The sequence below is a fragment of the Caldichromatium japonicum genome (assembly GCF_011290485.1).
Taxonomy (GTDB): Bacteria; Pseudomonadota; Gammaproteobacteria; order Chromatiales; family Chromatiaceae; genus Thermochromatium; species Thermochromatium japonicum.
Genome location: NZ_CP048029.1, coordinates 1,584,125 through 1,609,772 on the forward strand (window position 1 = coordinate 1,584,125; position 25,648 = coordinate 1,609,772).

The 25,648-nt window shown below is 62.1% G+C and carries 24 protein-coding genes; 7 read left to right on the forward strand and 17 right to left on the reverse strand.

Annotation, left to right across the window (positions count from 1 at the left end; genetic code table 11):
• Positions 1-3 precede the first annotated feature (3 nt).
• From GWK36_RS07755 to rluD, 5 genes are read right to left on the reverse strand one after another with little or no spacing between them, the layout of a single operon-like run.
• Positions 4-2,121 carry a carboxy terminal-processing peptidase gene (locus GWK36_RS07755; RefSeq protein ID WP_166270658.1) on the reverse strand — a complete coding sequence of 706 codons (2,118 nt, stop codon included), beginning with the start codon at positions 2,119-2,121 and terminating at the stop codon, positions 4-6.
• Complete coding sequence (def, locus tag GWK36_RS07760; protein ID WP_166270659.1) at positions 2,118-2,648, reverse strand: peptide deformylase; 531 nt, start codon at positions 2,646-2,648, stop codon at positions 2,118-2,120. The genes GWK36_RS07755 and def overlap by 4 nt, the downstream gene beginning before the upstream one ends.
• 3 nt (positions 2,649-2,651) lie before the next feature.
• Positions 2,652-3,173, reverse strand: coding sequence for a glycine cleavage system transcriptional repressor (locus GWK36_RS07765; RefSeq protein ID WP_166270660.1), 522 nt, complete (start codon positions 3,171-3,173; stop codon positions 2,652-2,654).
• Between the two features lie 15 nt (positions 3,174-3,188).
• On the reverse strand, positions 3,189-3,923 hold the full coding sequence (gene pgeF / locus GWK36_RS07770) for a peptidoglycan editing factor PgeF (RefSeq protein WP_166270661.1): 735 nt from the start codon (positions 3,921-3,923) through the stop codon (positions 3,189-3,191).
• Positions 3,904-4,884 carry a 23S rRNA pseudouridine(1911/1915/1917) synthase RluD gene (rluD, locus tag GWK36_RS07775; protein WP_166270662.1) on the reverse strand — a complete coding sequence of 327 codons (981 nt, stop codon included), beginning with the start codon at positions 4,882-4,884 and terminating at the stop codon, positions 3,904-3,906. The genes pgeF and rluD overlap by 20 nt, the downstream gene beginning before the upstream one ends.
• A gap of 84 nt (positions 4,885-4,968) precedes the next feature.
• Here rluD and GWK36_RS07780 point away from each other — a divergent pair, with 84 nt between their 5' ends.
• Positions 4,969-5,796, forward strand: a complete 828-nt coding sequence (locus GWK36_RS07780; protein WP_166270663.1) for an outer membrane protein assembly factor BamD — start codon at positions 4,969-4,971, stop codon at positions 5,794-5,796.
• Between the two features lie 16 nt (positions 5,797-5,812).
• Here the strand turns inward: GWK36_RS07780 and GWK36_RS07785 are convergent, their stop codons facing one another.
• From GWK36_RS07785 to surE, 5 genes are all read right to left on the reverse strand, one after another.
• Positions 5,813-6,151, reverse strand: coding sequence for a P-II family nitrogen regulator (locus GWK36_RS07785; RefSeq protein ID WP_166270664.1), 339 nt, complete (start codon positions 6,149-6,151; stop codon positions 5,813-5,815).
• A gap of 157 nt (positions 6,152-6,308) precedes the next feature.
• A complete protein-coding gene (locus GWK36_RS07790) occupies positions 6,309-7,925 on the reverse strand; it encodes an NAD+ synthase (RefSeq protein WP_166270665.1) in 1,617 nt (538 codons plus the stop codon).
• A 43-nt stretch (positions 7,926-7,968) separates the two neighbouring features.
• Entirely contained in the window at positions 7,969-8,193 is a 225-nt protein-coding gene (locus tag GWK36_RS07795; protein WP_166270666.1) for a DUF2835 domain-containing protein, read from the reverse strand.
• 14 nt (positions 8,194-8,207) lie between these two features.
• Positions 8,208-9,212 carry an RNA polymerase sigma factor RpoS gene (gene rpoS / locus GWK36_RS07800; RefSeq protein WP_166270667.1) on the reverse strand — a complete coding sequence of 335 codons (1,005 nt, stop codon included), beginning with the start codon at positions 9,210-9,212 and terminating at the stop codon, positions 8,208-8,210.
• Positions 9,213-9,428: 216 nt separating this feature from the next.
• Positions 9,429-10,199 (reverse strand): 5'/3'-nucleotidase SurE, encoded by a 771-nt coding sequence (surE, locus tag GWK36_RS07805; RefSeq protein WP_166270668.1) that lies wholly within the window; start codon positions 10,197-10,199, stop codon positions 9,429-9,431.
• 129 nt (positions 10,200-10,328) lie between these two features.
• Here surE and GWK36_RS07810 point away from each other — a divergent pair, with 129 nt between their 5' ends.
• On the forward strand, positions 10,329-10,892 hold the full coding sequence (locus GWK36_RS07810; protein WP_166270669.1) for a Smr/MutS family protein: 564 nt from the start codon (positions 10,329-10,331) through the stop codon (positions 10,890-10,892).
• Between the two features lie 72 nt (positions 10,893-10,964).
• The gene (gene lgt / locus GWK36_RS07815; RefSeq protein WP_166270670.1) at positions 10,965-11,810 is read left to right on the forward strand and encodes a prolipoprotein diacylglyceryl transferase; all 846 of its coding nucleotides are present in this window, start codon (positions 10,965-10,967) and stop codon (positions 11,808-11,810) included.
• A 50-nt stretch (positions 11,811-11,860) separates the two neighbouring features.
• Here the strand turns inward: lgt and rpsT are convergent, their stop codons facing one another.
• Positions 11,861-12,127, reverse strand: a complete 267-nt coding sequence (gene rpsT, locus GWK36_RS07820) for a 30S ribosomal protein S20 (protein ID WP_166270671.1) — start codon at positions 12,125-12,127, stop codon at positions 11,861-11,863.
• 131 nt (positions 12,128-12,258) lie between these two features.
• On the opposite strand from rpsT, the gene murJ reads away from it, so the two are divergent.
• Positions 12,259-13,785, forward strand: coding sequence for a murein biosynthesis integral membrane protein MurJ (gene murJ / locus GWK36_RS07825; protein ID WP_166270672.1), 1,527 nt, complete (start codon positions 12,259-12,261; stop codon positions 13,783-13,785).
• Positions 13,786-13,900: 115 nt separating this feature from the next.
• On the opposite strand, the gene GWK36_RS07830 is transcribed toward murJ, so the two are convergent.
• The 3 genes from GWK36_RS07830 to GWK36_RS07840 all read right to left on the reverse strand — a co-directional run bounded on the left by GWK36_RS07830 (position 13,901) and on the right by GWK36_RS07840 (position 18,737).
• A complete protein-coding gene (locus tag GWK36_RS07830) occupies positions 13,901-15,082 on the reverse strand; it encodes a response regulator (protein WP_246237488.1) in 1,182 nt (393 codons plus the stop codon).
• A 75-nt stretch (positions 15,083-15,157) separates the two neighbouring features.
• Positions 15,158-17,389 (reverse strand): DNA topoisomerase IV subunit A, encoded by a 2,232-nt coding sequence (parC, locus tag GWK36_RS07835; protein ID WP_166270673.1) that lies wholly within the window; start codon positions 17,387-17,389, stop codon positions 15,158-15,160.
• A gap of 55 nt (positions 17,390-17,444) precedes the next feature.
• Positions 17,445-18,737, reverse strand: a complete 1,293-nt coding sequence (locus GWK36_RS07840; protein ID WP_166270674.1) for a multifunctional CCA addition/repair protein — start codon at positions 18,735-18,737, stop codon at positions 17,445-17,447.
• A gap of 15 nt (positions 18,738-18,752) precedes the next feature.
• Between GWK36_RS07840 and GWK36_RS07845 the strand changes: the two genes are divergently transcribed.
• Entirely contained in the window at positions 18,753-19,241 is a 489-nt protein-coding gene (locus tag GWK36_RS07845) for a DUF2939 domain-containing protein (protein WP_166270675.1), read from the forward strand.
• On the opposite strand, the gene GWK36_RS07850 is transcribed toward GWK36_RS07845, so the two are convergent.
• The 3 genes from GWK36_RS07850 to GWK36_RS07860 form a co-directional block, all read right to left on the reverse strand.
• Positions 19,238-19,477, reverse strand: coding sequence for a diguanylate cyclase domain-containing protein (locus GWK36_RS07850; RefSeq protein ID WP_166270676.1), 240 nt, complete (start codon positions 19,475-19,477; stop codon positions 19,238-19,240). The two genes, GWK36_RS07845 and GWK36_RS07850, sit on opposite strands and share 4 nt — an antisense overlap.
• Positions 19,478-19,571: 94 nt before the next feature.
• Positions 19,572-20,954 carry a hypothetical protein gene (locus tag GWK36_RS07855; RefSeq protein WP_166270677.1) on the reverse strand — a complete coding sequence of 461 codons (1,383 nt, stop codon included), beginning with the start codon at positions 20,952-20,954 and terminating at the stop codon, positions 19,572-19,574.
• Positions 20,955-21,050: 96 nt separating this feature from the next.
• Positions 21,051-21,578, reverse strand: coding sequence for a ferritin (locus GWK36_RS07860; protein ID WP_166270678.1), 528 nt, complete (start codon positions 21,576-21,578; stop codon positions 21,051-21,053).
• Positions 21,579-21,755: 177 nt separating this feature from the next.
• Here GWK36_RS07860 and GWK36_RS07865 point away from each other — a divergent pair, with 177 nt between their 5' ends.
• Both GWK36_RS07865 and cysC read left to right on the forward strand, forming a co-directional pair.
• Positions 21,756-22,724, forward strand: coding sequence for an IS630 family transposase (locus tag GWK36_RS07865; protein WP_166270679.1), 969 nt, complete (start codon positions 21,756-21,758; stop codon positions 22,722-22,724).
• A 262-nt stretch (positions 22,725-22,986) separates the two neighbouring features.
• A complete protein-coding gene (cysC, locus tag GWK36_RS07870) occupies positions 22,987-25,599 on the forward strand; it encodes an adenylyl-sulfate kinase (RefSeq protein WP_166270680.1) in 2,613 nt (870 codons plus the stop codon).
• Positions 25,600-25,648: the final 49 nt, after the last annotated feature.

Consider the following 25,648-nt stretch of genomic DNA (forward strand, 5'->3'; position numbering starts at 1 on the left):
GCCTTAGTCCCTCAGTGCCGCGCGCGTCTTGGCAGTACCACTGCGCTGTAACAGGATGCTGTCTGCCAGGATACGCGCTGCCTCCTCGGCCTCGATGCGCGCGATCGCCTTGCGCTGGGCATCCAGCGCCTCCTCATCGACCTGATCAGCATCCTCATCGACCGGCTTCAGCCCGCGCGTGCGCAGAAAACGCTCCTGTTCGTTCTTGAAGCGCTGGTTGCGCCGCTGATCCTCGGCCCGCCGGTCTGACTCACGCAGCGAGATCTCCTTTTGCTCTTCGGCCTCGCGCGCCAACCGGCTGCGCTCGACCAGCATCCTGAATCCAGGGTCCTTGGCGATGCGTGCCGCCGAGCGTTGGGTGAGTTGATTGAGCAGCTCGGGGCGGACCTCCCCTACCCGCACAAACTTGGCCGACGTAATCTGGGTCCAGGGCAAGGCGTTGGGCAGTGCGCGTTCGCCATGTTCGTTGACGAACTGGGCGGTCGGGAAGCGGATGTCCGGCTCCACGCCGCGCAACTGGGTGCTGCCGCCGCTGATGCGGAAGAACTCGGCCATGGTCAGGCGCAGCCGTCCCAGATTGGCCCGCTCATTAGGCATATAGCGATTGAGGTCGATCAAGGTCTGCACCGTCCCCTTGCCGAAGGTCGGTTCGCCGATGATCAGCCCGCGCCCATAATCCTGGATGGCAGCAGCAAAGATCTCGGAGGCCGACGCGCTCTCGCGATCGACCAGGACGGCAAGCGGGCCCTCGTAGGCCACCCCAGGATCGCGGTCGGCCTCGACCTCCACCTTGCCAAAGGCGTCCTTGACCTGGACCACCGGGCCCGTGTCGATGAAAAGCCCGGTCAAGGCCGTGGCCTCGTTCAGCGAACCGCCACCATTGCCCCGGAGGTCGATCACCAACCCATCGATCCCGCGCAAGACCAGCTCATGGATGAGCTGGCGTACATCGCGGGTGGTGCTGCGGAAATCGGCGGCCCCTGCCCCCTCGGCCTCAAAGTCGCGGTAAAAGGCGGGGACCTCGATGAGGCCGATCTTGAGCCCCGGAGCCTCGGCGAGATCGCTGATAAGATAACTCTTGGCCGCCTGATCCTCGAGCTTGATCTCATTGCGCACCAAGGTGACCTCGCGCACCGGCTTGGCCGAGCCAGTCGCCTTGGGCTGGATCTGGAGGCGTACCACCGAGCCCTTGGGTCCGCGGATCTTATTGACCACGTCCTCCAGACGCCAGCCGACCACATCTTCCATCGCCCCATCCAGACCCTGGGCCACGCCCAGGATACGGTCTCCAGGTTGGATCTGCCCGGACTCGCGCGCCGGCCCGCCCGGGACCGTACTCTGGACGACCGTGTGCTCGTTGTCCGAGCGCAATACCGCACCGATCCCTTCCAGCGAAAGCTTCATGCTGATATCGAAATCCTCCGAGGTGGTCGGGGACATATAGCTGGTATGCGGCTCGATCGTTTGGGTATAGGCGCCCATGAAGGTCTGAAAGACATCCTCGGCACGGAACTGGCGGATGCGCCGTGCCAGACCCTCATAACGCCTGCGCAGGCGCTCGCGGATCTCGGCGTCCGATTTATCTGCCAGCTTCAGCGACAAAACATCGTATTTGACCCGCTTGCGCCAGCGTTCATCGAGCTCAGCGGTATCGCGGGCCCAGGGTGTCTTATCTGATTCAAAGGCAAAGGTCTCCGCGGTGGTGAAATCGAACGGCCCGTCGAGCAGCCGCAGGGCATAGGTCACCCGCTCATCGACCCGCATGCGATAGACGCGAAAGATGTCGAAGGCGATATCGAGCTCGCCGCGGCGCAATTGTTCATCGAGCTGGCGCGCACCGGTCTGAAAACGCTCGACGTCACGCGCCAGAAAGAAGCTACGGTTGGGATCAAGCACCTTGAGATACTGCGCGAGCACCGCCTGAGCAAAAGCGCGGTCGAGCGCGAACTTGCGATAGTGATAACGCTCCAGCACTTTGTTGATGACGATCGCGGTCTTGGTCTGGGTCGGGGTCGGGAAGAGATCCGACAGGGGCACCGGCAGGGGCGCGGCCAGGGTCAGGCCAGCGCTGATCGACAGGGAGAGAAGCAAAGGGCTGAACCAAAGGGGACGCTGTCTCATTGAGGCTCTACTCTCGGGGAACCGGCGGATTGATAGACTTTGCGGCGATAGAGATCGGTGCGGCGGCTGACCACGCGATCGACGAACAACAGACCATCGAGATGATCCATCTCATGTTGGACGGCGCGGGCCTCGAAGCCTTCCATCTCATAGAGATGCTCGACCCCGTCCAGGTCCTGGGCGAGCAACCGGATATGGGTAGCGCGGATGACATTGCCCGTATAGTCGGGGACTGACAGACAGCCCTCGCGTCCCATGGCAAACCCTTCCCAATGCAGGATCTGGGGGTTGATCAGGATCAGATGACCATGATTGGGGGTCTTGGGGCGGGTGGAGACATCCACGATGACAATACGCTTGAACATCCCGACTTGGGGCGCGGCGATACCCACGGCGGCAGGACCGGCCCGGCGCGTTTCTTCGAGATCGGCGACAAAGTCGCGCAACGCCTGATCGAAGTGCTCGACCGGCGCAGAGACCTGTTTGAGGCGCGGATCGGGGAGGGTGAGGACCTCGAGGACCGCCATGCATCACCCGATCAACAACTCGACCGGCGCGACATCGACCGATACCCCGCGTGCGGACAAAGGGGCAAGCGCCTTGGTCAAGGCTTCGATGGTGCGCTCACTATAACCTTGGATGTTCATGATATACACCGGACGCTGGGGCTCGCCGGCGACATCCGAGTTGAGTTCTAGGATATTGAATCCTAATTCGGCCAGGATACCCGTCACTTCAGCAACAATCCCTGCACGATCGGCGCCGAAGACCCGTACCTGGACATTGGGTACCAGATGTTGGTGGAGGCCACCGCTCAAGGGATCGAGATGGATGCGCAACTCCAGCTCATCCGCCATAGGCTGGAGTGCAGCGATGACCTCGGCCTGGGGGCGGGGGCAGCTTACCATCAGCAGGATGGTGAAGTTGCCGCCCAAGCGACTCATCGAGGCCTCGCCCAGATTGCAGCCGAGCTCATAGAGCGCCCGGGTCACCCGCGCTACGATGCCTGGACGGTCGGTACCGACCAAGGTCAGGAGGGTCCAGTCAGACATGTTCTTAGTGCCCCTTTAGTCAGTCGGCGCCAGCCAGATCAGGCTCGCCTGACGCCCAGTCAGACCATCGCGCCGATAGGAAAAGAAACGTTCGGGCTGGGAAAAGGTACATGCGCCGCCGCCGTAGACCCGAGTGATCCCCAAGCGTTCCAGGCGCAAGCGTGCCAACTCCCAGAGATCGGCCCGCCAGCGCCCAGCGGTCGGTCGAAAGGCGGCGCTGGCCACAGGATCGCCGGCGATGAACAGGGCGCGCACCTCGTCGCCTACCACAAAGGCATCGGGTCCGATCGCAGGGCCTAGCCAGGCGAGGAGGTGCTCAGGCGCTACCGCCAGGGCCGCGACCGTTTGCTCGATGATCCCCGCTGTCAGCCCCCGCCAACCGGCATGCACCGCAGCAACGCGTGTGCCCTGGTCGTCGCACAATAATACCGGCAAACAGTCGGCGGTCATGACAGCGCACACCCGGCTTGGCTCAACGGCGAGCGCGGCATCGGCTGGAGGACAGCCGTTATCGGGCCAGACGGTGACCACCTGACAGCCATGCACCTGTTCCAGCCACAGGGGTGCGGCGGGTAGACTCAGGCGCTCCGCCAGCAGGGTGCGATTGCGGACCACCCGCTCCGGGTCATCGCCGACGCGGTCGCTGAGATTCAGGCTGGCAAAGGGCCCAAGGCTCACCCCACCGCTGCGAGTGGTCGAACAGGCCCGCACCCAAGCGGGCGCCGGCCAGTCAGGCGTCAGCCATTCCATGTGCCTGCTCTCTTCGCAACAGATCCAACAGCGCCGCCAGATCAGCGGCCAGCGGTATCTCCCACTGCATCTCCCTGCCGCGCTGCGGGTGGATCAATCCCAAGCGGATGGCATGCAGCGCCTGACGCGGAAAATGCTGGAGCGCCGCAATGAGTTGCGGCGAGGCGCCGCGCGGTGGGCGCGGTCGTGCCCCATAGGTCTGGTCGCCCACCAGAGGATGATGAATGTGGGCCAGATGGACGCGGATCTGGTGGGTGCGTCCCGTCTCCAGCCGTACTGCTAAAAATGTATGCCCCGGCAAGGACTCCAGCACCCGGTAATGGGTCACCGCTGGCCGGCCATGGGAGACCACCGCCATCCGGGTGCGCTGGGTCGGGTGGCGACCGATCGGCGCTTCGATCCGCCCGCCGGCGACGAGCGCACCCTGTACCAGGGCGCGATATTCGCGATAGACAAGGCGCTGTCGCAGCTGTTCGACCAAGGCGCAATGAGCCTCCAGGGTTCGCGCTACCACCATTAGCCCGCTGGTCTCTTTGTCGAGGCGGTGGACGATACCCGCGCGCGGCAGGGTGGCCAGGGCAGGATCATGATGGAGCAGCGCATTTTGCAGCGTGCCGTCCGGATTGCCCGCCGCTGGATGCACCACCAGTCCAGCCGGTTTATGGATGACCAGAAGATGGGGGTCCTCATAGACGATATTGAGGGTGATCGCCTGTGGCCGATGCTCATCGACCGGCGTCAATTCGGCCGTAATGGAGATCGATTCACCTCCGAAGACCGGGTCGCGGCTGCGGCAAGGGCGTCCATCGACCAGGATCTGCCCCGCCTCGATCCATCGCTGGATACAGCTGCGGGAGAACTCAGGCAACAGCCGCGCCAAGGCACGGTCTAGCCGCTCGCTGCCATCGGTAGGACCGATGCGCAGTTCACGGCGGAGGTACAAAACTTGCCTAGTGGTCATACGCCCAACCGTGGACCAAGCCTGCCCGCTTGACCAGAGGGTTCGGGTATACTGGGGACAATTTGAAACAGACGCATACGCGCTATGCCAAGCAGTTGCAAACAGTTAGCCATTGTGATGCTCGCGGCCCTACTCGCGGGCTGCGGTGTTTTTGGCAAAAAGGGCGACGAGACCGAGGGCTGGAGCGCCGCTAAGCTGTATGCTGAGGCCTCGGCTGAACTGAAGGCAGGGTCCTATCAGCGCGCCATCGAGCTCTATGAAAAGCTCGAGGCCCGCTATCCCTTCGGGCGCTATGCGATGCAGGCCCAGTTGGATGTCGCCTATGCCCATTATCGCGCCGATGAGCCTGAAGAGGCGCTGGCAGCCGCCGACCGCTTCATCAAGCTCTATCCGCAGAATCCGTATGTCGATTATGCCTACTATCTCAAGGGCATCATCAACTATAACCGCGGAATCAGCTTTCTCGATCGCCTCATCCCCACCGATGCCTCGCAGCGCGACCCCGGCGCGGCGCTGGATGCCTTCAAGGACTTTGCCGTCCTGGTCGAGCGCTTCCCGAACAGCAAATATGCCGAGGATGCGCGCCAGCGGATGGTCTATCTGCGCAACAACCTCGCAATGAATGAGGTCCATGTCGCGCGTTATTATCTCAAACGCGGGGCCTATCTCGCTGCTGCCAACCGCGCCAATCACGTTATCCAGCATTATCAGCGCACCAGCGCCGTGGACGACGCGCTCGAGGTGCTGATCGCCGCCTATCGCGCGCTGGGCAAGGACGACCTTGCCGCCGATGCCCAGCGTGTGCTCGATCTCAACCGCCAGGCCGGGCGCTTTGCCCCAGAGCCGGCGCCCCCCGAGCGTCCAGACCTGCTCCAGCGGGTCTGGGAGGCGCTCAAGCTCGACGAGGATTAGAAGGGAACGGCCACGACTAGATTGCGGCCTCGTTCTCCTCGCCGGTGCGGATGTGTACGACCCGCTCGACCGCAGAGATGAAGATCTTGCCATCACCGATCTCACCGGTGCGTGCGGCACCCATAATGGCATGAATACACTCCTCGACCCGGCCGTCGGGGAGGATCAGTTCGATCTTGACCTTGGGCAGGAAATCGACCACATACTCTGCGCCGCGGTAGAGCTCGGTGTGCCCCTTTTGGCGCCCGAAGCCCTTGACCCCCATTGCGGTCATACCCCTGATGCCCACGGCGGAGAGCGCCTCGCGTACATCGTCCAGCTTGAAGGGCTTGATGATGGCTTCGATCTTTTTCATCTCTGACTTTTCCCGTGGATGCAATCTTGAGGGGATCTTGGGCCAGCAGAAGCCCTTGGCTGCACCCGCAGGGTCATGCCGGCTCGGCTGCCGACAATAAATACATGAAACAGTTTAGTAATCACTCAGTATAAATTGGCCGCGCCACCCTGACCATTCACGCCTTAAACCCGTTGGTCAGTGGGTAGCGGCGGTCGCGCCCGAAGGCGCGTCGCGAGATCCGCACGCCCGGCGGGGCCTGACGGCGTTTATATTCACTGCGGTCGACCAGGCGCACCACCTGTCTGACGGTCTCCGGGGGATAACCGCGCGCGATGATGGCCTCAACCCCCTCATCGCCCTCGATATAGTGATTGAGGATGGCATCGAGCAGTTCATAGGGCGGCAGGCTATCCTGATCGGTTTGATTGGGACGCAGCTCCGCCGAGGGTGCACGGGTCATGACGCGCTCGGGGATCACGGGTGCCTGCGCATTGCGATAGCGCGCCAGGCGATAGACCAAAGTCTTGGGGACGTCCTTGATCGGCGCGAAGCCCCCGGCCATGTCGCCATAGAGGGTTGCATAACCGACCGCCAGCTCGCTCTTGTTGCCCGTGGTCAATAGGATCTTGCCCAGCTTGTTGCTCAGCGCCATCAAGATCAGACCACGGCAGCGCGCCTGGATGTTCTCTTCGGTGACATCCGCCGGCTGCCCGGCAAAGACCGGCGCGAGCATCTCCATGAAGGTCTGAAAGGCAGGTTCGATCGGGATGAGATGGGCCTTGACCCCCAAATGCCTGGCCTCTTCCAGGGCATCCTCGATGCTCATCGCTGCGGTATAGCGCGAGGGCATGAGCACCACTTCTACCCGCTCTGGCCCCAAGGCATCGACTGCGATGGCCAAGGTCAGGGCCGAATCGACCCCTCCCGAAAGCCCCAATATCGCCCCGCCAAAGCCGTTCTTGCGCACATAATCGCGCACACCGAGCACCAAGGCGTCATAGATGGCGGACTCTTCCGCATGAAGGGCACCCAGGGTCTCTGGGTCCAGTGGATGCGGTTGGCCTAGAGGATCGAGCTCCAGGGTCAGGGTCGCCTCGATAAACCCGGGCGCACGCTGCACAACCCGACCATCGGGGGCGACGACGAAGGAGGCGCCGTCAAAGACCAGCTCGTCCTGACCGCCAACCAGATTGGCATAGAGGATCGTCAGACCATGCGCACGCGCGTGCGCTGCTACCAGCGCCTCGCGTTCGGCGGATTTACCCACATGAAAGGGCGAGGCATTGAGGCTGAGCAAGACCTGGGCGCCGGCGGCGACTGCCTGACGGACGGGCTCTTCATGCCAGATGTCCTCGCAAATGCTCAAGCCAACGCGCAGCCCATTGTGCGCGAAGACACAAGGAAAGCGTCCCGACTGAAAGTAACGTTTTTCGTCGAAGACGCTGTAATTTGGCAGATATTGCTTGGCATATTCAGCGATCAAGGCCCCATCGCGGATCACCCCTGCGACATTGTAAAGGCCGCCGACCGCTGCGCGCGGATAACCCAGAACCAGGGTGATCCCCTGAACACCTTCCTGGACACGCCGCAGTGTCGCCTCCACCGCGGCGATAAAGTCGGGGCGCAAGAGCAGATCTTCGGGCGGATAGCCGGTGAGGACCAATTCAGGGCAGACCAGCAGATCGACACCGGCGGCGCGCGCTTGGGCTACAGCATCGATGAGCCGCCCGGCATTGCCGTTGAGATCGCCGACATGGGCATTGCATTGCAGGATCTGGATGCGACAGGGCACTTGAGACTCCAAAAGGACAGCGCCGACGGTCAGAGGATCTGCGTCAATCCGGCTGGCGTTCGAGACTGATCAGACGGTTATCTGGGCCAAGGACGGCACAAAACCGGCCCTGGATACCCGTATGGGTGACAAACGGACGCAGTCTGGAGGCCGGCAGTGATAGGGTGCGTCCATCCTGGGCGCGCGCCATCACCCGTGCTGCCGCCCCGCGGTAATAACGCAGATAGTCATCCCGAGGGATATTGAGGCTGAAATAGAGACGTTGCATAGACGGCCGGGCCCTTATTTGAAGAGCGCATCGACGGAAAAGCCTTCCTTTTCCAAGATGTCGCGCAGGCGGCGCAAGGCGTCCATCTGGATCTGGCGCACCCGCTCGCGGGTCACGCCGAGCTCGCGCGCCACACTTTCTAGGGTGGAGTTCTCATGACCATGCAGCCCGAACCGGCGCTCGACCACCTCGCGCTGTTTATCGTTGAGCTGGCTGAGCCAATGCTCGATATTGGCATACAGCCCCTCGTCCTGGAGCGCGTCGCTGGGGTCGGGGACGCGTTCGTCTTGGAGCATCTCCAACAGCGAACGGTCAGCATCCTTACTGTAAGGGGTATCGACCGAGGTGATACGCTCGTTGAGACCCAGGAGACGCTTGACCTCCTCGGGCGAGCGGTCGAGCGATTGCGCGATGTCCTCTGAGGTCGGGTCGTGATCCAGACGCTGGGAGAGTTTGCGCGAGGCGCGCAGATAGGCGTTGATCTCCTTGACGACGTGGATGGGCAGACGCACCGTACGCGTCTGATTCATGATCGCCCGTTCGATGGTCTGGCGGATCCACCAGGTTGCATAGGTCGAGAAGCGAAAACCACGCTCTGGATCGAACTTTTCCACCGCGCGGATCAATCCCAGATTTCCCTCCTCGATCAAATCTAGGAGCGGTAGGCCGCGATTGAGATAACGGCGCGCGATCTTGACCACCAGGCGCAGGTTGCTGACGATCATGCGCTGGCGCGCCTCGTTGTCGCCGGCCTGGGCGCGCCGTGCGTAATAGATCTCTTCCTCGGGGGTCAGGAGCTTGGATTCGCCGATCTCGTTGAGATAGAGCCGCGTGGCATCGAGATCGCCCTCGGCGGCTTCAAGCAGGCGCTCCTCGGCAAGATCCGCCGTCTCCTCGTCGAGCAGATCGACATCTGTCTCCTCGCTCCCCGTGGACTCTATCGCCTCATCGAGATCCAGCAGGAAATCCTCATCGCTTTCGCTGAGCTTATCGGTCTCGCGGTATTTGGCGCTTGCCATCCACATCACCCACCGTATCACCTAGGTCGAAAGGGCGCCGCGTCGTTTCAACCGCTTCGGCGGTTTTCGAGGTGAGCCATCCTTGATCAAGGGTCTATCTCCCACCCGCAGAGAGCGATGATAAAGTGAGGTGTTATTGCCGTCCAGCGCAGGGGGCGCAAGACCCATCGATGAGTGTACAAGGGCGCATCGCCTGCCCTGCCTGGGCTAGCGGGGTCAAGACGCAGCCCCTGTGTCTTGGCATCCACCGGCCAACCAGTCGCTCAGGGTTATAAGGGCCGCGTGCCGTGTCAGATCGACTTGCAGAGGGGTGATCGAGACAAAACCCGCGCGTAAGGCATGGAAATCGGTCCCCGGGCCGGCGTCCTGCTCCGGTCCCGCTGGACCCACCCAGTAGATCGGATGACCCCGCGGATCCCGCGCCTCGATCACGGGCTCGGCCTTGTGCCGGTGTCCAAGGCGCGTCGCCTTAAAGCCCTGTAGTTTCTCGTAGGGCACATCGGGGACATTGACGTTCAGGATGATGCTGGGCTCAAGGGGCTCCTCCTGGAGTCGCTTGACCAGGTACACGGCCACCCTGGCAGCGGTATCGAGATGTTGGGGCACGCTCGAGGCCAGGGAGACGGCGATGGACGGCAGGCCCAAAAAACGCCCCTCGGTGGCTGCAGCGACCGTTCCCGAATACAAGACATCATCGCCTAGATTTGGGCCATGATTGATCCCCGCCACCACGATATCCGGATCGATCGACGGCAGGCCGGTGAGCGCCAGATGGACACAGTCGGTGGGTGTACCATCGACCTGGATGAAGCCATTGGGCATGCGCCTTGCGCGCAACGGGCGATCGAGGGTGAGCGAATTGCTCGCCCCGCTGCGATCGCGATCCGGGGCTACGACCATGACCTCGCCTAGGGACCTCAGGGCGTCGGCGAGGGCGATCAGGCCAGGGGACTGATAGCCATCATCATTGCTGACAAGGATCTTCATGTTGATCACTTCAGTTATGAGGATATGGGGCGCAAAGGCGAGTATCCGGATAGATCCGCAGGACGACGCGCTGAGTGCCGATTATACTCGCAGTCCAGGCATCTCTCTGCCAGCTGCCGAGCCAGACCGATGCGATCCAAACTCCCCGAGTCCGAATGCAAGCTCTTTCGCGAACAGGTCGAGGATGTCGAGCCACTGTACTCTGACCTTGCCGAGCCCTTTCACCGGCGGCCACCGCCGATCCCTCGCCCACACCCGCCAGAACCCCTGGAGGAAGAGGGGCAGATGGCACTCTCCGAGTCCGAGGTCAAGACCCATGACTATCTGCTCTTTGCCCGCCCAGGTCTGCAACGCCGCGTGCTGGCTGCACTGCAACGCGGCGCCTTTCCCATCGAGCTCGAGGTCGATCTGCATGGGCTCAAGGTCGAGCATGCGCATCAGGTCCTGGCCGAGTTTCTGGCCGACTGTCGCGAGCGGCGGGTGCGCTGTGTGCGGATCATCCACGGCAAGGGGAAGCGCTCAGAGGGGGCTGTGCCCGTACTCAAGGCCAAGGTCAATTATTGGCTGAGGTTGTATCATCAGGTGCTGGCCTTTTGCTCGGCCACCCAGCGCGATGGCGGAAGCGGTGCCGTCTATGTGCTATTGCGCAATCCGGATAAATGGAACCTGCGCCGCAGACCGCGCCGTCCATAGAATGGGCGGCGAAATGGATACATCCTTTCAGTTAAAATACGACCGTCCGTCCCTCATCCGCTCGCATATTTCATGCTGGTCTATCCTGACATCCATCCCATTGCTCTCAGCCTAGGTCCGCTCAAGATCCATTGGTACGGCTTGATGTATCTCATCGGCTTCATCGCCGCCTGGATGCTGGGCCGCTGGCGCGCCCGCCGCCCCGACCTAGGCTGGACGCCGGAGATGGTCGATGACCTGATCTTTTACGGTGTGATCGGGGTGGTGGTCGGCGGACGCCTGGGCTATATGCTCTTTTATGGCCTCGATCAGCTCCTGGCCAACCCGATCAATCTCTTGAAGGTCTGGGAAGGCGGCATGTCCTTCCATGGTGGTCTCCTGGGGGTGATGGTTGCCGCATATCTCTTGGCGCGGCGCTATCGCCTGGGCTTTTTTCAGGTCAGCGATTTTTTGGCCCCCTTGGTCCCGCCGGGTCTATTCGCTGGGCGGATCGGTAATTTCATCAATGGCGAGCTCTGGGGACACCGCACCCAGGTCCCCTGGGGGGTGCAGCTCCCTTGCGATCGCTTTGCGCAACAGTGTTTGGATCAAGCGCCAGGCACGACCTTAAGCCCAGCAGTCCACCCCTCGCAGCTCTATGAGGCTGTGCTCGAAGGGATGGCATTGTTCATCCTGTTGTGGCTCTTTGCCCGCAGACCCCGCCCGACAATGGCCATCTCAGGTCTGTTTTTGCTCGCTTACGGGGTCTTCCGCGTCCTGGTCGAGTTTGTGCGCACCCCAGATGCCCACATCGGCTATTTGGCCTTCGGCTGGCTGACCATGGGTCAGGTCCTATCCCTGCCGATGATCGTCGGCGGATTGTTGTTGATGGCCCTGGCCTATCGTCGCCAGGTCATGTCCCTCAGGCGCTCGACATGAAAAAACCGGCGTAGTGCCGGTTTTTTACAAAACATATCAAAACACTGCCCTCAGGCGGACATCGCCTTGATGTGTGCACTCAAGCGGCTCTTATGGCGGGCGGCCTTGTTGCGATGGATCAATCCCTTACACGCAGCACGGTCGAGGCGCGGTTCGACATCGCGGTATGCCTGAAGGGCCGATTCCTTATCTCCGGACTGAATCGCCTTGATGACCTTTTTGATGAAGGTACGCAAGGCGCTCATCTGCGCCTTGTTGCGCATGCGGCGCTTTTCTGCTTGCCGTGCGCGCTTGCGCGCTTGGGGTGAATTAGCCAAATGCGTCTCCTGAGAACTGTTTTTTGAGATTGAACCGACCGAAAAGGACTCGGCCCCAATTAAAGGCTGTATAGTATCGCGAACTCGCCGCAGATTGTCAATTAAACCCTTACTTTTTTGGGGGGCTGTGGATGGTGAGATTGGCATCATCGGTCGCAACGGTCGGGGGGGCAACGCTCGTCTCGCGGGTATTGGGTTTCATCCGCGACCTGACGATCGCCCGGCTATTCGGCGCCGATGCTGCGACGGATGCCTTTTTTGTCGCCTTCAAGATCCCCAACCTTGCACGCCGGCTATTCGCCGAGGGCGCGTTTGCCATGGCCCTGGTGCCGACGCTTCAGACCCAGCGGCAGCGGGGCAAGGCGGCGCTAGCATCGTTCATCGCCGACCTGACCGGTACCTTGGGGCTCGGGGTCTCGCTGATCACCTTGCTCGGGATCCTGGGGGCGCCTGCCTTGATCCTCGCCTTTGCCCCTGGGTTTGGCGCAGCACCCGATCAATTCGCCCTGAGCGTTAGCCTGCTGCGTCTCACCCTGCCCTATCTCGCCTTGATCAGCCTCGCGGCCTTGGCAGCCAGTATCCTGAATACCCAAGAGCGCTTCGCAGTCCCCGCCATCACTCCGGCCCTGCTCAATCTGGCGATGATCGCCTGCGCCCTGTGGCTTGCACCATGTGTGGAGACGCCGATCATGGCGCTGGCCTGGGGCGTACTGCTCGGCGGTCTGTTACAGCTCGCTGTCCAGCTCCCGCCCTTGGCTCAGCTTGGACTCATGCCGCGCCCCCGTTTTGCCCCAGGCGCTACGGAGGTGATTCAGGTCTTTAGGCGCATGGGGCCCTCGATCCTGGGGAGCTCGGTCGGCCAGATCAGTTTATTGCTCGATACGGTCCTGGCATCCTTGCTCGCCACCGGTAGCATCTCTTGGCTCTATTACGCCGACCGGCTGATGGAGCTCCCATTGGGTCTCGTGGGCGCGGCTCTCGGGACCGTGGTCCTGCCGCGGCTGACGCGCCATCACAACGAATGCGCCCATCAGCTGTTCGCCGACACCCTCGATTGGGCCTTGCGCCTAGGTTTGGTCCTCGGCCTGCCGGCGGCCATCGGTTTGGCGGTACTCGCCGGCCCGCTGGTGGCAACCCTCTTTCATTCCTCATCGTTTGGTGCCGAGGATGCCCGTATGGCTGCCTGGGGTCTGATTGCCTACGCTTTCGGCATCCCACCCTTCATCCTGATCCGGGTCTTGGTCTCTGCCTATTATGCCCGTCAGGAGGTGCGCACACCCGCTCAGATCGCCCTGATTGTCCTTGGTTTAGGCCTGATCCTCCATCTTATCCTCATGGCTTGGATCGGGCATGTAGGGCTTGCCTTGGCGACAACACTCACTGCTCTGCTCGATGCCGCCCTTCTGCTGCACCATCTGCTGCGGGCCGGCATCTACCGTCCCTCGGCCGCGTTCAAGCGGCTTATGCTCCAAACCCTAGCTGCGGGTCTATGCATGGGGCTGGCACTTGGCTGGGGTGTAGGTTCGCTTGAGGACTGGCTCGCCGAACCAGGTATCAGCCGCTGGTTGGGACTGACCGGTTGGATCTTGGCTGGCCTGTTGCTCTATGGCGGGATACTCGCGCTGTCAGGGGTCAGGCCCAGGGCGCTCTGGTTTTAGGACATATCACGCGCCGGATGCGCAATGGAGTTGCCCGGGCCTGCAGCGCATTGAGACCCTGCGCTCGGGTCATGCGAGCCAAGGACGCAAAACATAGCCAGCTGTGGTGCCTGACCTAGGTCAGGATAGAACCGTTCGCCCCGGCCAGGGGCTTGCAGGCCGCCTTTTCCTCCAGATCGCCATAGCGAGTCGCAATCGTGCAAAACTCGGGAAAGCGCGCGATGAAAGCATCCACAACATCTGGATCGAAATGGCTGCCGCGTCCGGCGACGATGATCCGATAGGCCTCATCGAACAGCAGCGGCTGCTTATAGACCCGCTGTGAGATCAGGGCGTCGAAGACATCGGCGAGCGCCATGAGACGGGCAGCGATCGGGATCTGATCACCCGCTAAACCCTCAGGGTAGCCGGTTCCATCCCAGCGCTCGTGGTGATAATGGGCGATCTCTTTGGCCATCGCCAAAAACTCGATCTGGCGATCGACATCGCGTTCGGCCTGTTCGATGGCATCGCGCCCCAGCCGGGTATGGGTCTTCATGATCTCCCATTCCTCTGGGGTGAGCTTGCCCGGCTTGAGCAGGATATGATCGGGGATCCCGACCTTGCCGATATCATGGAGCGGTGCCGATTTGACCAAGAACTCGATATTGTGCGGGGTCAAAAAGTCCTTGAATCGCGGATGGGTGGACAATTCCTCGGCCAGGGCACGCACATAACCCTGGGTACGGCGCAGATGATTGCCGGTCTCGGGGTCGCGGATCTCGGCGAGATGCGCCAGGGCATGGATGCCGACATCCTGGATCGCCAGGACCTCGCTCATCCGCCGCTGGAGCTCCGCCTCGAGATAGCTGTTTTGATTCTTAAGCCAGTCGCGGGCGCGTTTCAGCTCAAGTTGGGTATGCACCCGCGCACGCAGGATCGGGGGGACGATCGGCTTGACGATATAATCAACCGCGCCGACGTCCAGAGCCTGGATCTCGGCCTCGGTGCTGTCCATGGCGGTGACGAAGATCACTGGGATATCGGCAGTCTCGGGATCGACGCGCAGCCGGTCGAAGAGCGTATAGCCATTCATCCCGGGCATCATGACATCAAGCAGGATCAGGTCCGGCTTGGGCGGGGTCTTGATGACCTTCAGCGCCCGTTCGCCCGAGGTCGCCGCCCGCACACGATACTCGCTCTGCAGCAGCTCGCTCAGCACGGCAAGATTTTCCGGGGCGTCATCGACAATGAGGATTGTAGGCTGGCTATCGTCCATCGTGGTGGCACTTTGCGGCGACTGGGTTGACATGACCATCCAGTTAATATCTTTAAAAAACATAATAGACCGCCGTACCCGGGAGCAGGCATCTGATCAAGATCCTGGATGTGCTCAGACCCAGGCGCGCAGCCCCTCTACCCGCTGAAAGCCACGCGGCAGGAGCCGCCCGCGCCGCCCGCGTTCGCCGCGGTAGGCCACAAGCTCTTCGGCCTTGAGCTTCAGCTCGCGTTTACCGGCAGCGACGATCAAGCCCCCACCCTCGGCGAGGGCTGCCACCTCCAGCAGGCGCTCGCTGCGGTCGGGAAGCGCGATGAGCCGATTGCCCTTGCCGCGCGGCATCTCGGGCAGCTCGAAGCGGGTAAAGACCAAAAGATACCCGCCGCTGGTGACTGCCGCGATCCAGTCGCAGCCCGTCTCGAGCCTGATCGGCCGCAACATCTGTGCCCCCTCCGGCAGGGTCAAGACCGCCTTGCCCGCCTTGGGCCGGGCGACCAGGTCTTCACAGCGGATGATAAACCCATAGCCGGCATCGCAGGCCAGGAGATAACGCGCCTTGGGCTCATCCCCGAGCACGGCGATAAAACGCGCCCCGGAGGGGGGGGCGAGCCTGCCGGTCAGGGGTTCGCCCTGACCGCGCGCCGACGGCAAGCTGTGCGTCGGCAGGGCATAGCTACGTCCGGTCGAATCCAAAAATACCGCCATCTGGGTGCTGCGCAAGCGCGCGGCCATCAAAAATCCATCGCCGGCGCGATAGCTCAAGGTCGCACCGTCGATCTCATGCCCCTTGGCTGCGCGTACCCAGCCCTTTTCTGACAGGATCACAGTCAGGGGCTCGCTGGGGCTGAGCTCGGTCTCATCGAAGGCACAGGCCGACGGGCACTCGACCAGGGGCGAGCGGCGATCATCGCCGTAACGCTGGACATCGGCGGCGATCTCGTCGCGAAGATGGCGCCTCAATGCCCCCTCGTCGCGCAGGAGCTCTTCTAGGCGCGCGCGTTCTTCCCCAAGCTCGGACTGCTCGGCACGGATCTTGAGCTCTTCCAGACGCGCGAGCTGACGCAGCCGGGTGTTGAGCACAAACTCGGCCTGGGCCTCAGTGAGCCCCAGACGCGCCATGAGCACAGGCTTGGGTTCGTCCTCGGTGCGCACGATCTCGACCACCAGATCTAGATCCAGCAAGGCGCGCAACAGCCCCTCCAAGAGATGCAAGCGCTCTAGGACCTTCTCTAAGCGATGCTGCAGACGCCGGCGCACCGTCTCGGTGCGAAAGACCAGCCATTCGGTCAGAAGCTCGCGCAGGTTCATCACCCGTGGGCGGCCATTGAGCCCGATCAGATTGAGGTTGACGCGATAGCTGCGCTCGAGATCCGTCGTCGCGAAGAGGTGTGCCATCAGACGCTCACCATCGACCCGGTTGGAGCGCGGCACGATCACCAGGCGGGTGGGATATTCATGATCGGACTCATCGCGAAAGTCCTCGATCATTGGGAGCCTCTTGGCGTTGAACTGGGCGGCAATCTGCTCAAGTACCCGGCTCCCTGAGACCTGATAGGGGAGCGCCGTGATCACGATCTCGCCGCGCTCGCTAAGATAGCGCGCGCGCTGACGGAAGGTGCCGGTCCCCGTTTGATAGAGCTTCAACAACTCATCGCGCGGGGTGATGATCTCGGCCTCAGTCGGCAGATCCGGCCCCTGGATGAAGCGCATCAGCTCCTCGACGCTCGCCTCCGGGTGTTCGAGGAGATGGATACAGGCTTGCGCCACCTCGCGCAGGTTGTGTGCCGGGATATCGGTCGCCATCCCCACCGCGATCCCCGAGGCCCCGTTGAGCAAGATATTGGGCAGACGGGCGGGCAGCAGGCGCGGTTCCTTGAGCGTGCCGTCGAAGTTCGGCTGCCAATCGATAGTCCCCTGGTCGATCTCGGCAAGTAACAGATCGGCATAGCGTGTCAGGCGTGCCTCGGTATAGCGCATCGCGGCGAACGACTTGGGATCATCGGGCGAGCCCCAGTTGCCCTGACCGTCGATCAGTGGGTAGCGATAGCTGAACGGCTGGGCCATGAGGACCATGGCCTCGTAACAGGCGGCATCGCCGTGTGGGTGATATTTGCCGAGCACATCGCCCACGGTACGCGCCGATTTCTTGAATTTGGCATCCGGCCCCAGCCCCAGCTCAGACATAGCATAGAGGATGCGTCTCTGGACGGGCTTTAGGCCATCCCCGATATGCGGCAAGGCGCGATCGAGGATGACGGACATGGCATAATCCAGATAGGCCTTCTCGGTGAAGACCTTGAGTGGCCGGCGCTCTAGTCCCTCGGCGGTACAGGCAGTCTCGGACATCGGGTTTCAATCCTCGATCTTGCGATGGAAATCAGGGTGAGCTGCGCCACGCGCCCTAGACTGGATCTAGGGGGGCGGGGTGCAGGGCGTGGATGGCGGCGAGGCGCGCCGTGCGGATGCGCTGAGGGATGAGCTCAGGCCGTTCAGTCGTCCGGACGATCGCCCCCGCATCGACCGCAGCGGCTGCCGCGCACAGCGCCCGCCAGTGTTCGGCCTGGGGATAGGAGCGTTCAGCATAGCCCAAACGCCCGCGAAAATCGGCCTCACAGGCGACAAGCAAGTGTTCAAAGCGCTCGGGCCGGCGCAGGGCATCGGCGCGCTCCAAGAGATCCAGGATGGTGGCAGGGCGCAGCTCAGCGACCCGATGGATCAACCCATGCTCGGCGGTGACTAGATGCCCAAGCTCGCGAAAGCGATTGGGGGCGCGCAACCGGTTGCACAGGTCAGCGACCAGGGGCAGACCGCGCTCCTCATGACCATGATGGCTCGGGAGGATCTCGACAGGCGTGGTCCCCTTGCCAAGGTCGTGACAGAGCGCAGCAAAGACCACCTCGGGCGCCCCAGAGAGCCGCGCCGCCATATCGATGACCAGCATGACGTGGACGCCGCAATCGATCTCCGGGTGCCATTCGGCCTTTTGCGGGATGCCCCAGAGCCGATCGATCTCGGGAAAGAGTCGCGCGAGCGCCCCGCAGTCCCGCAAGACCTCAAAAAACCGCGATGGGCGGGGCTCGGCAAGCGCACGCACAAGCTCCTGCCACACCCGCTCGGGGACCAGGGCATCGACCTCGCCCGCCTCGGCCATGCCCCGCATCAGGGCGAGCGTCTCAGGGTCGAGCTCAAACCCTAGCTCGGCAAAGCGGGCGGCAAAGCGGGCGACCCTGAGGATACGCACCGGGTCTTCGGCGAATGCCGGCGAGACGTGCCTAAGCACCCGTGCCTCGAGATCCGCCTGCCCGCCATAGGGGTCAATCAGCCGACCATCTGGGGCGAGCGCCAAGGCGTTGATGGTGAGATCCCGTCGCCGGAGGTCCTCTTCCAGGGTCACGCTGGGATCGGCCTGGATCGCAAATCCATGATAACCAGGGGCGATCTTGCGCTCGATGCGCGCCAGGGCATATTCCTCTTGGGTCTCGGGGTGGAGAAAGACCGGAAACCCCTTGCCGACCAGCCTAAAGCCGCGCGCAAGCATCTCATCGACCGTCGCCCCGACGACGACATAGTCATATTCGGTCGGGGTGCGCCCTAGGAGCAGGTCGCGCACCGCCCCGCCGACCAGATAGACCTCGAGCCCCCCAGTCGCGGCGATGCCCCAAAAGGATTTAGACTCTGACGACCCCAAGGCCATGCTGGACCTGACCACATGCGTTTGCTCGGTTATGTATTGCTACTCCTGCTCATTATCTACGGACTCTGGCCCTATTACAGCCTGTATCGTCTCGATGGCGCGCTCCTGCGCCCCGACGACACCGAGCTCGCCATCCTCGTCGATCTGCCGGCGATCCGCGCTAATTACAAAGCCCGTATCGCCGCCGGCATCAACACCCTGCTGCCGCCTACCACCCCCCAGGCCCAAGGGGTCGCCGGCTGGATCAGGCAGAGTGCCGAACAGCTCGGCGAGCGCGCCCTCGAACAGACCATCACCCTCGACTGGGTGCGCCAGACCCTCGGCGAGGCCGTTATCCGGGTCACGGGTCAAACCTCGTCGCCCTCGCTCTTCGATGCTGTGGATTTTGCCTTTTTCGAGTCGCCCGATCGCTTTCTCGTGCGCCTGGGACGACTGGGAGAAAACGCGACCCATCTGCGCCTGACCCGTATCGGGGCTGGATGGCGGCTAACCGATATCATCTAGGGATAATGATCGATTCGAGCCATGGATCCGGCCCGTTCCCATGCCACCGATGTTTCTGGGTTCCGGCCTTCGCGGGCATGAGGGCTATGACTTACCAGGGCGCAGAGCCGTTCGGTGATGGCTGCTGCGGCGTCGAGCTCGGTATCCGGCAGGATCACCAGGAACTCCTCGCCGCCGAAACGCCCAGCGATATCGCCTTGGCATGCCCGAAGCGATGACCGCCTCTTCGCGTTCATAGAGCGAATAGGCCCGGACCTCAGGGCCGGTCGGCATCTCTAACAGGGGAAAGGAGAGAATTCATGCCCCGTTTACGTTTGCGGCAATAGATTCTCAGTCACGTCGGGTGACCAAGTGATAATGAATCCATAGGCGCAGATGTTTATAGGCACGACCGAGGCTTAGGGCGGCAATGAGCATTAAACGATGGACGGTGCCAAGGTCGCGGCGTTGCCAAAGACCTGGGCTCCATTGGGTCTGTTTGATATACAGGATGACCTCGCGCCGATCCGCAACGGAAAAGAGCCCGCGGATCATCCGCCAGGGCGAAGGGACGATGCGCTTGTCCACAAAACAACCGACCCCGAAGACATCGTTGTGTTTGAGTGCGGCATAGGCCTCGGAGATCTGGCGGTCGGGGCGTTCAATCAATTCGCTCCACAGCCCACAAGCAACCTCGCGTAGGTCCTGACTGCGGATCGAGTGGCCTGCGACATAGGGGGCCCAATGCCGACAGGCGAAGAGGACGCCTTCTTGGAAATGACGTACCACCTCGGCATAGACGGCATCCTCGGCGGGTTCGCGCAGACGGACCGCGCTTGCCCTTCCCTCTGCAAGCTGATAACCCATGACGCTACCGTTGGGAGAATTACAGAGCATCTCCATCGGCGAGATGGCATCGAGGAGATGGCTATAAAACAGACTCAGATTGGCATTGGGGCCATAGGCGCGTTTGATGCAATTGGGCGGCTGGGGATTGCGGAAACGCTGGAGTCCCAGGTAATAGCCATAAAACCGCGTCTTGGGCATCATCAAGGCAAGATTATCCTGGATGGTCCCGCGCCAGCCAATATCCACCAGGCCAAAGGGCCCTTGGCCATCGATGAGACCCTGTTCGGCAAAATATAACAAGGCGGCCTTGCGGTCGGCAGCGATCTTGACGGATAGCAGGTGCTCGAAGGCCGGATCGGTGAAGAGCGCCTTGACCCTTGGATCAAGCCAAGGATAGACGATAGTCTCAGCCAGCGGCAGTCCATGCCGGTTGGCCAAGGGCTCTATAGACTCAGGCTCGAGGCCCAAGGAGCGGGCCAGGGCAAAGAGTGACTGGCTGTCATAGAGGCTCCACAGCCGCTGCATCTCATGCAGGCTCACCGCGCGCAGCGAGGCGGCAAAGGTAGAGAGGCGGCTAACCGCTAAGACACAGTGAGGCGGTAAATGATGGCTAGCGAGCTGGCCATTGGGGATCACTGCGGAAAAGACACGGGCAAAGAACTCACCTTCGCGGGTGAAGAAATAGATCCGTTCGACGTCGTCGATGATCGCTTGTTCGGCGATAAACAGCGCCTGACCGACGAACAATGGCGCCGTCTTGATCCCGAGCCGAAATAAAAGAGCAGGCTTCGTCGTCGAGCGATCGAGGATCGACCCAGCGGACGCGAGGGCGCATTGCTCGATTTTATGGAGCAAGGACGCCTGTTCAACTACCTGAGCGCTCAAGGATTCAGCCCTTGGGACAGTGCTTGCAACGCTTGCACCCTGGGGGTTGGTGAGCTGCTGCCCACTGGTGGTGCAATCGGCTGCTATTTACCCGCCCTAGGGCGCAGCCGCATTTTGCACCGCAACAGTCAGCTGCCGCGCGAGATTGCTGAGCTCGGTATCGATCATCAACAGGGCCTGACCTTGGTCGCCGAACAGGCGCAGCCGCCCCAGGATATCATTGACCGTCGCCTCCTCCTCGATCTGTTCGGTGACGAACCATTGAAGAAAGATCTGGGTCGCATGGTCCTTCTCGACCAAGGCGTATTCGATGAGCTCGTTGATCGTCGCGGTCACTCCGCGCTCATGCTCCAGGGTGCGCTCAAACATCGGGAGCACCCGCCGTTCGACTGGTTCGGGGGCTGCGACCGCACTCAATTCAATACAGGCCCCCTGATCAAGCAGATAACGGTAAAAGCGCAGGGCATGGGCCTGTTCCTCACCGTGCTTGGCAAAAAACCAGGCCGCTGCCCCAGTGAGATTCATCGACTCGGCCTGGGCCGCAAGCCCGAGATAAAAATAGGCCGAATACAGCTCGCGGTTGAGCTGGGCATTGAGATGCTGGACCATGGTCTGCGATAGCATAAAGACCTCCCACAGGATTGTTTGCCCTATCCGGATTCTCGATCTACCTGGACCACGCCAGGTGCTCAGAAAGACGACCGCACAAGCTCACGACGGCATTATTGATAAGAAACACATGCTTTTGAAATTGAGTGAGCTGTCCTTTGAAATTGAGTGAGCTGTCCAGATGTCGTGGGCATGGAAAGACGAGACATGAGATTGCTGTCGTTTGCGGCGCGCGAAGAGCGGCGGCGTGGCTGGAGGTATGAAGCGATAGGCGCGCAGAGGGGATTGTTGGGCGCAGGGGTGTTCGACATCTGCAAACGCTATGGGCGCGAAGGGGCCCAAGGGCTCAAGGACAAGGTGGGCGAGAAGCGGGCGCTGTTGGCGGAGCAGGACGCCCAGATACGCAAGCTCATGTGCGACGGGACACCGGATCAGCTGAAGCTGCCGTTTGCGCTGTGGCAGTTGATCCTCGACCGTTTTGGCATCGAGCTCAGGCCGCAGGGGGAAGGCAAGTACATGGCGCGCTGGGGATTGACGCCCCAGAAACCGATTCGGCGCGCCTATGAGCAAAGCCCGCCGGCGGGCAAGACGTGGCTTGAGGAGACCTACCCGGACATTGCCCGGCGCGCCAAGGCCGAGGGCGCCGAAATCCACTGGGGCGATGAAACGGGGCTGCGCTCGGACGAGGTGCGCGGGCGCTCTTATGCGCCGGCGATCAAGACGCCCGAGATTCGCGTCACGCACCGTCGCGAAGGCCTGTCGGTGATCTCGACGCTGACCAACCGCGGCAAGGTGCGTCGGAAGGCGTTCGCGGGGGCGATGAACGCCGACATCCTGATCGACTTCATGAAGCGGCTCGTCAAGGACGCCAGGGGCAAGAAGATCTTCCTCATCCTCGACAACCTGCGCGTGCATCACACCAAGCCGGTCAAAGCCTGGCTGGCTGCATGCGCCAATCAAATCGAGGCCTCCTCCCTCCCCTCCTACAGCCCAGCACTGAACCCCAACGAGATGCTCAAGGCCACCATCACCGCGCAGGCGCCCTCCCGCGCCAAGGGCGATCTGAAGAAGGCGACCGTCAGCCACCTGCGCCGCCTTCTCAATTCCCCCCAACGCATCATGCGCTACTTCCAGCATCCCAAGCTCCATGATGCCGCGTAATACAAGTTCATTGGTTTCGGATTAATAATATGTGACCCTTAGGCAATGAATCCAGCCCCAGGATGGAGAAGGGCTGTCGGCTGCGAACATCAGGACCCATTTATCCCTATAGACCTAGCAAAATACCTTCTCTGTCATTCCAGCGTTAGGGGCCTCGTCATGCCGGCGCAAGCGGTCAGCCAGTTCCATCCTGTTCTGGACACCACGCTGATGGGTCTGTCACCCTCCTCCACGATGCTACCAAGCTGATGGGCATCCATCCATGCAGACACTTGAATCCGAATCGATCGCCATCATCCGCGAGGCCGTGGCCACGACACCCAGGCCGATCATGCTCTGGGCCGAGGGCAAGGACTCAGCGGTGCTCCTGCACCTGGCGCGCAAAGCATTCTATCCCCATCCCCTGCCCTTGCCCTTGCTCTATTTCGATGGCGGACGCCAAGACCCGGAACTGACACGCTATCGGTCGCAACAAATGGCCGCGGCGGGGGCCGAATGGATCATCCAACCGCTGCCATCCGCCGCCCAGGGGACAGTGCATCCCGAGACGATATGTACCGCCCTCAGCCATCAGGGGGTCGGCCTAGTCCTCTGGGGGTTCAGGGGCGATGAGGGCCGCCACCCCCCTGCCAGTTGCATCCATGCTATTTTCACCCAGGATCTGCCTGTCCCAGCCGCCCCGCGCCCTGCACCCTGGGGTCTGTACAACACCCATCCCCGCCCTGGCGAGATCCTCCATGTCTTTCCCCTGGCCCAGTGGACCGAGCGCGATGTCTGGTTATATATCAAGAGCGAGGGTATCTCCATTGCCCCGCTGTATCTGGCCGCTGAACGCTGGGTCGCGCGCAACGGTAGCCATTGGTTGCTCGCCGATCCGCAGCCACAAGCCCAGGCCGAACACTTAGAGCAACGGCGGGTCCGGGTGCCGACGCTGAGCACCTGGCCGCCTGTGGCCGTCGAGAGTCATGCCCAGACCCTAGGGCTGTTGCTTGCCGAGGTCTTGCGGCCCTATCCCGTGGTGCTCGAAGCGATGCAGGGTCAGGGAGCAGGGATGCAAGCGGCAACAAGCCGGTCGGCCACGGATGCCGCTGAGGGCCATCACACATCGCCGACACAGCTTTGGCCTGCGCAAGACCGGGCCCTGCGTCTGATCCTGTGCGGCAATGTCCATGAGGGCAAGAGTGCGCTCATCGAGTCTCTGGCGGCAGGTTGCAAGCGCCTGCATGCAGGCGGGGGGGCGGCACATCTGTCGTCACCTACCCTGCTGATAACTGGCCGAAGGCACTATCGCATCGCTGAGGTGCCGGGCCACCCCCAGGCGTTGCCAGAGCTCATCGCCGCCGCCGCGACCGCCGATCTCGCCCTGGTCCTGGTGGATGCTCGCACCGGTCTTTCGCTCCAAACCCGCCAGCAGGCACGGATACTCGCCATGCTGGGGCTTAAGGATCTGATCGTCGTCGTCAACCGGATAGACCTGATCGATGATGCTGCCGAGCGCTTCACCGCGCTTTGTGCCGCCTATCGCGATCTGGCGCTGACCCTTGACCTCAGGGTGTATGAATCCATCCCGATCTCGGCACTGACAGGCGATAATATCCATACGCCAAGTCCGCGCACCCCTTGGTATACGGGTCCGACCCTGTGGGAGGCCCTGGAGGGATGGGTATCAGCGCCCCAGGACGAGGTCCAGGCATTCCGCTTGCCGGTGCAATGGGTCAAGGACTCAGAGCCGGGGCAGGCGGCTGTGGTGTATGGGCGGATCGCCGAGGGTCAGGTCGGCAACGGAACGGCAGTGCGTATCCTGCCATCGGGTCTCTCGACCCGGGTTGCAGCCATCTGGCGCGGTTTCGCCGCCGTCGAATCGGCCCGGGCGGGCGAGGCGATCGCCCTGTGCCTTGCCGATGCCAGCGAGCTCAAGCGCGGGGATGTCTTGGTCGCTGCCGAAGCGCCCGCCGAGGTTGCCGATCAGTTTGAGGCGCGTCTCCTCTGGCTGGATACCCATCCCCTCATCCCCGAGCGCCAGTATCTGCTCAAGCTGGCCACGCAGGATGTCCGCGCCTCGGTCACGGCGCTCAAGTATCGTGAAGACCCGGACACCGGTGCCCATCTCGCCGCACGCACCCTGAATACCAACGAGCTAGCGACCGTCAACCTCGCCACCCAGTCCCCCTTGGTCTTTGCCCCCTATCAGACCAGCCGCCAGCTGGGCGGCTTCATCCTGATCGATCCCTTGAAGCATGAGACGGTCGGGGTGGGGACGATCGACTTTGCCCTGCGCCGCGCTACCAATATCCATTGGCAGGCGCTCCAGGTGGACCGGTTGAGCCGGGCGCGACTCAAGCATCAAACCCCCTGTTGCCTGTGGTTCACTGGGCTTTCGGGCTCGGGCAAATCGACGCTCGCCAACTTACTCGATCAACGGCTCCATGCCCTGGGCCGACATACCTATGTCCTCGATGGCGACAATGTACGTCATGGCTTGAATCGCGACCTCGGATTTACCGAAGCCGACCGTGTCGAAAACATCCGGCGGGTGGCCGAGGTCGCCAAGCTCATGGTCGATGCCGGACTGATCGTACTGGTGAGCTTCATCTCGCCCTTTCGCAGCGAGCGCCAGATGGCGCGCACGCTCTTTTCTCCAGGTGAGTTCATCGAGATCTATGTCGATACCCCCTTGGAGGAGTGCGAGCGACGCGATGTCAAGGGGCTCTATGCCAAGGCGCGCGCCGGGCTCATCAAAAACTTCACCGGCATCGACAGCCCCTATGAGCCGCCCGAAGCGCCTGAGCTACATCTGCGCACAGCCGAACGAGGGGTGGATGACTGTCTTGAGACCCTGCTCGGGCTGGCGCTTGAGCGCACCGCCCCGCGCTGAGCGATGGATGGTCGGGCGTGGCACCGCGCTCAAGGGCGGCGCCGCAGAT

Bases quoted from the DNA above. Each gene is read 5' to 3' on its own strand.
- GWK36_RS07755 (WP_166270658.1), bottom strand. From the start codon at position 2,121: ATGAGACAGCGTCCCCTTTGGTTCAGCCCTTTGCTTCTCTCCCTGTCG.
- def (WP_166270659.1), bottom strand. From the start codon at position 2,648: ATGGCGGTCCTCGAGGTCCTCACCCTCCCCGATCCGCGCCTCAAACAG.
- GWK36_RS07765 (WP_166270660.1), bottom strand. From the start codon at position 3,173: ATGTCTGACTGGACCCTCCTGACCTTGGTCGGTACCGACCGTCCAGGC.
- pgeF (WP_166270661.1), bottom strand. From the start codon at position 3,923: ATGGAATGGCTGACGCCTGACTGGCCGGCGCCCGCTTGGGTGCGGGCC.
- rluD (WP_166270662.1), bottom strand. From the start codon at position 4,884: ATGACCACTAGGCAAGTTTTGTACCTCCGCCGTGAACTGCGCATCGGT.
- GWK36_RS07780 (WP_166270663.1), top strand. From the start codon at position 4,969: ATGCCAAGCAGTTGCAAACAGTTAGCCATTGTGATGCTCGCGGCCCTA.
- GWK36_RS07785 (WP_166270664.1), bottom strand. From the start codon at position 6,151: ATGAAAAAGATCGAAGCCATCATCAAGCCCTTCAAGCTGGACGATGTA.
- GWK36_RS07795 (WP_166270666.1), bottom strand. From the start codon at position 8,193: ATGCAACGTCTCTATTTCAGCCTCAATATCCCTCGGGATGACTATCTG.
- rpoS (WP_166270667.1), bottom strand. From the start codon at position 9,212: ATGGCAAGCGCCAAATACCGCGAGACCGATAAGCTCAGCGAAAGCGAT.
- surE (WP_166270668.1), bottom strand. From the start codon at position 10,199: ATGAAGATCCTTGTCAGCAATGATGATGGCTATCAGTCCCCTGGCCTG.
- GWK36_RS07810 (WP_166270669.1), top strand. From the start codon at position 10,329: ATGCGATCCAAACTCCCCGAGTCCGAATGCAAGCTCTTTCGCGAACAG.
- lgt (WP_166270670.1), top strand. From the start codon at position 10,965: ATGCTGGTCTATCCTGACATCCATCCCATTGCTCTCAGCCTAGGTCCG.
- murJ (WP_166270672.1), top strand. From the start codon at position 12,259: ATGGTGAGATTGGCATCATCGGTCGCAACGGTCGGGGGGGCAACGCTC.
- GWK36_RS07830 (WP_246237488.1), bottom strand. From the start codon at position 15,082: ATGGTCATGTCAACCCAGTCGCCGCAAAGTGCCACCACGATGGACGAT.
- parC (WP_166270673.1), bottom strand. From the start codon at position 17,389: ATGTCCGAGACTGCCTGTACCGCCGAGGGACTAGAGCGCCGGCCACTC.
- GWK36_RS07840 (WP_166270674.1), bottom strand. From the start codon at position 18,737: ATGGCCTTGGGGTCGTCAGAGTCTAAATCCTTTTGGGGCATCGCCGCG.
- GWK36_RS07845 (WP_166270675.1), top strand. From the start codon at position 18,753: ATGCGTTTGCTCGGTTATGTATTGCTACTCCTGCTCATTATCTACGGA.
- GWK36_RS07850 (WP_166270676.1), bottom strand. From the start codon at position 19,477: ATGAACGCGAAGAGGCGGTCATCGCTTCGGGCATGCCAAGGCGATATC.
- GWK36_RS07860 (WP_166270678.1), bottom strand. From the start codon at position 21,578: ATGCTATCGCAGACCATGGTCCAGCATCTCAATGCCCAGCTCAACCGC.
- GWK36_RS07865 (WP_166270679.1), top strand. From the start codon at position 21,756: ATGGAAAGACGAGACATGAGATTGCTGTCGTTTGCGGCGCGCGAAGAG.
- cysC (WP_166270680.1), top strand. From the start codon at position 22,987: ATGCAGACACTTGAATCCGAATCGATCGCCATCATCCGCGAGGCCGTG.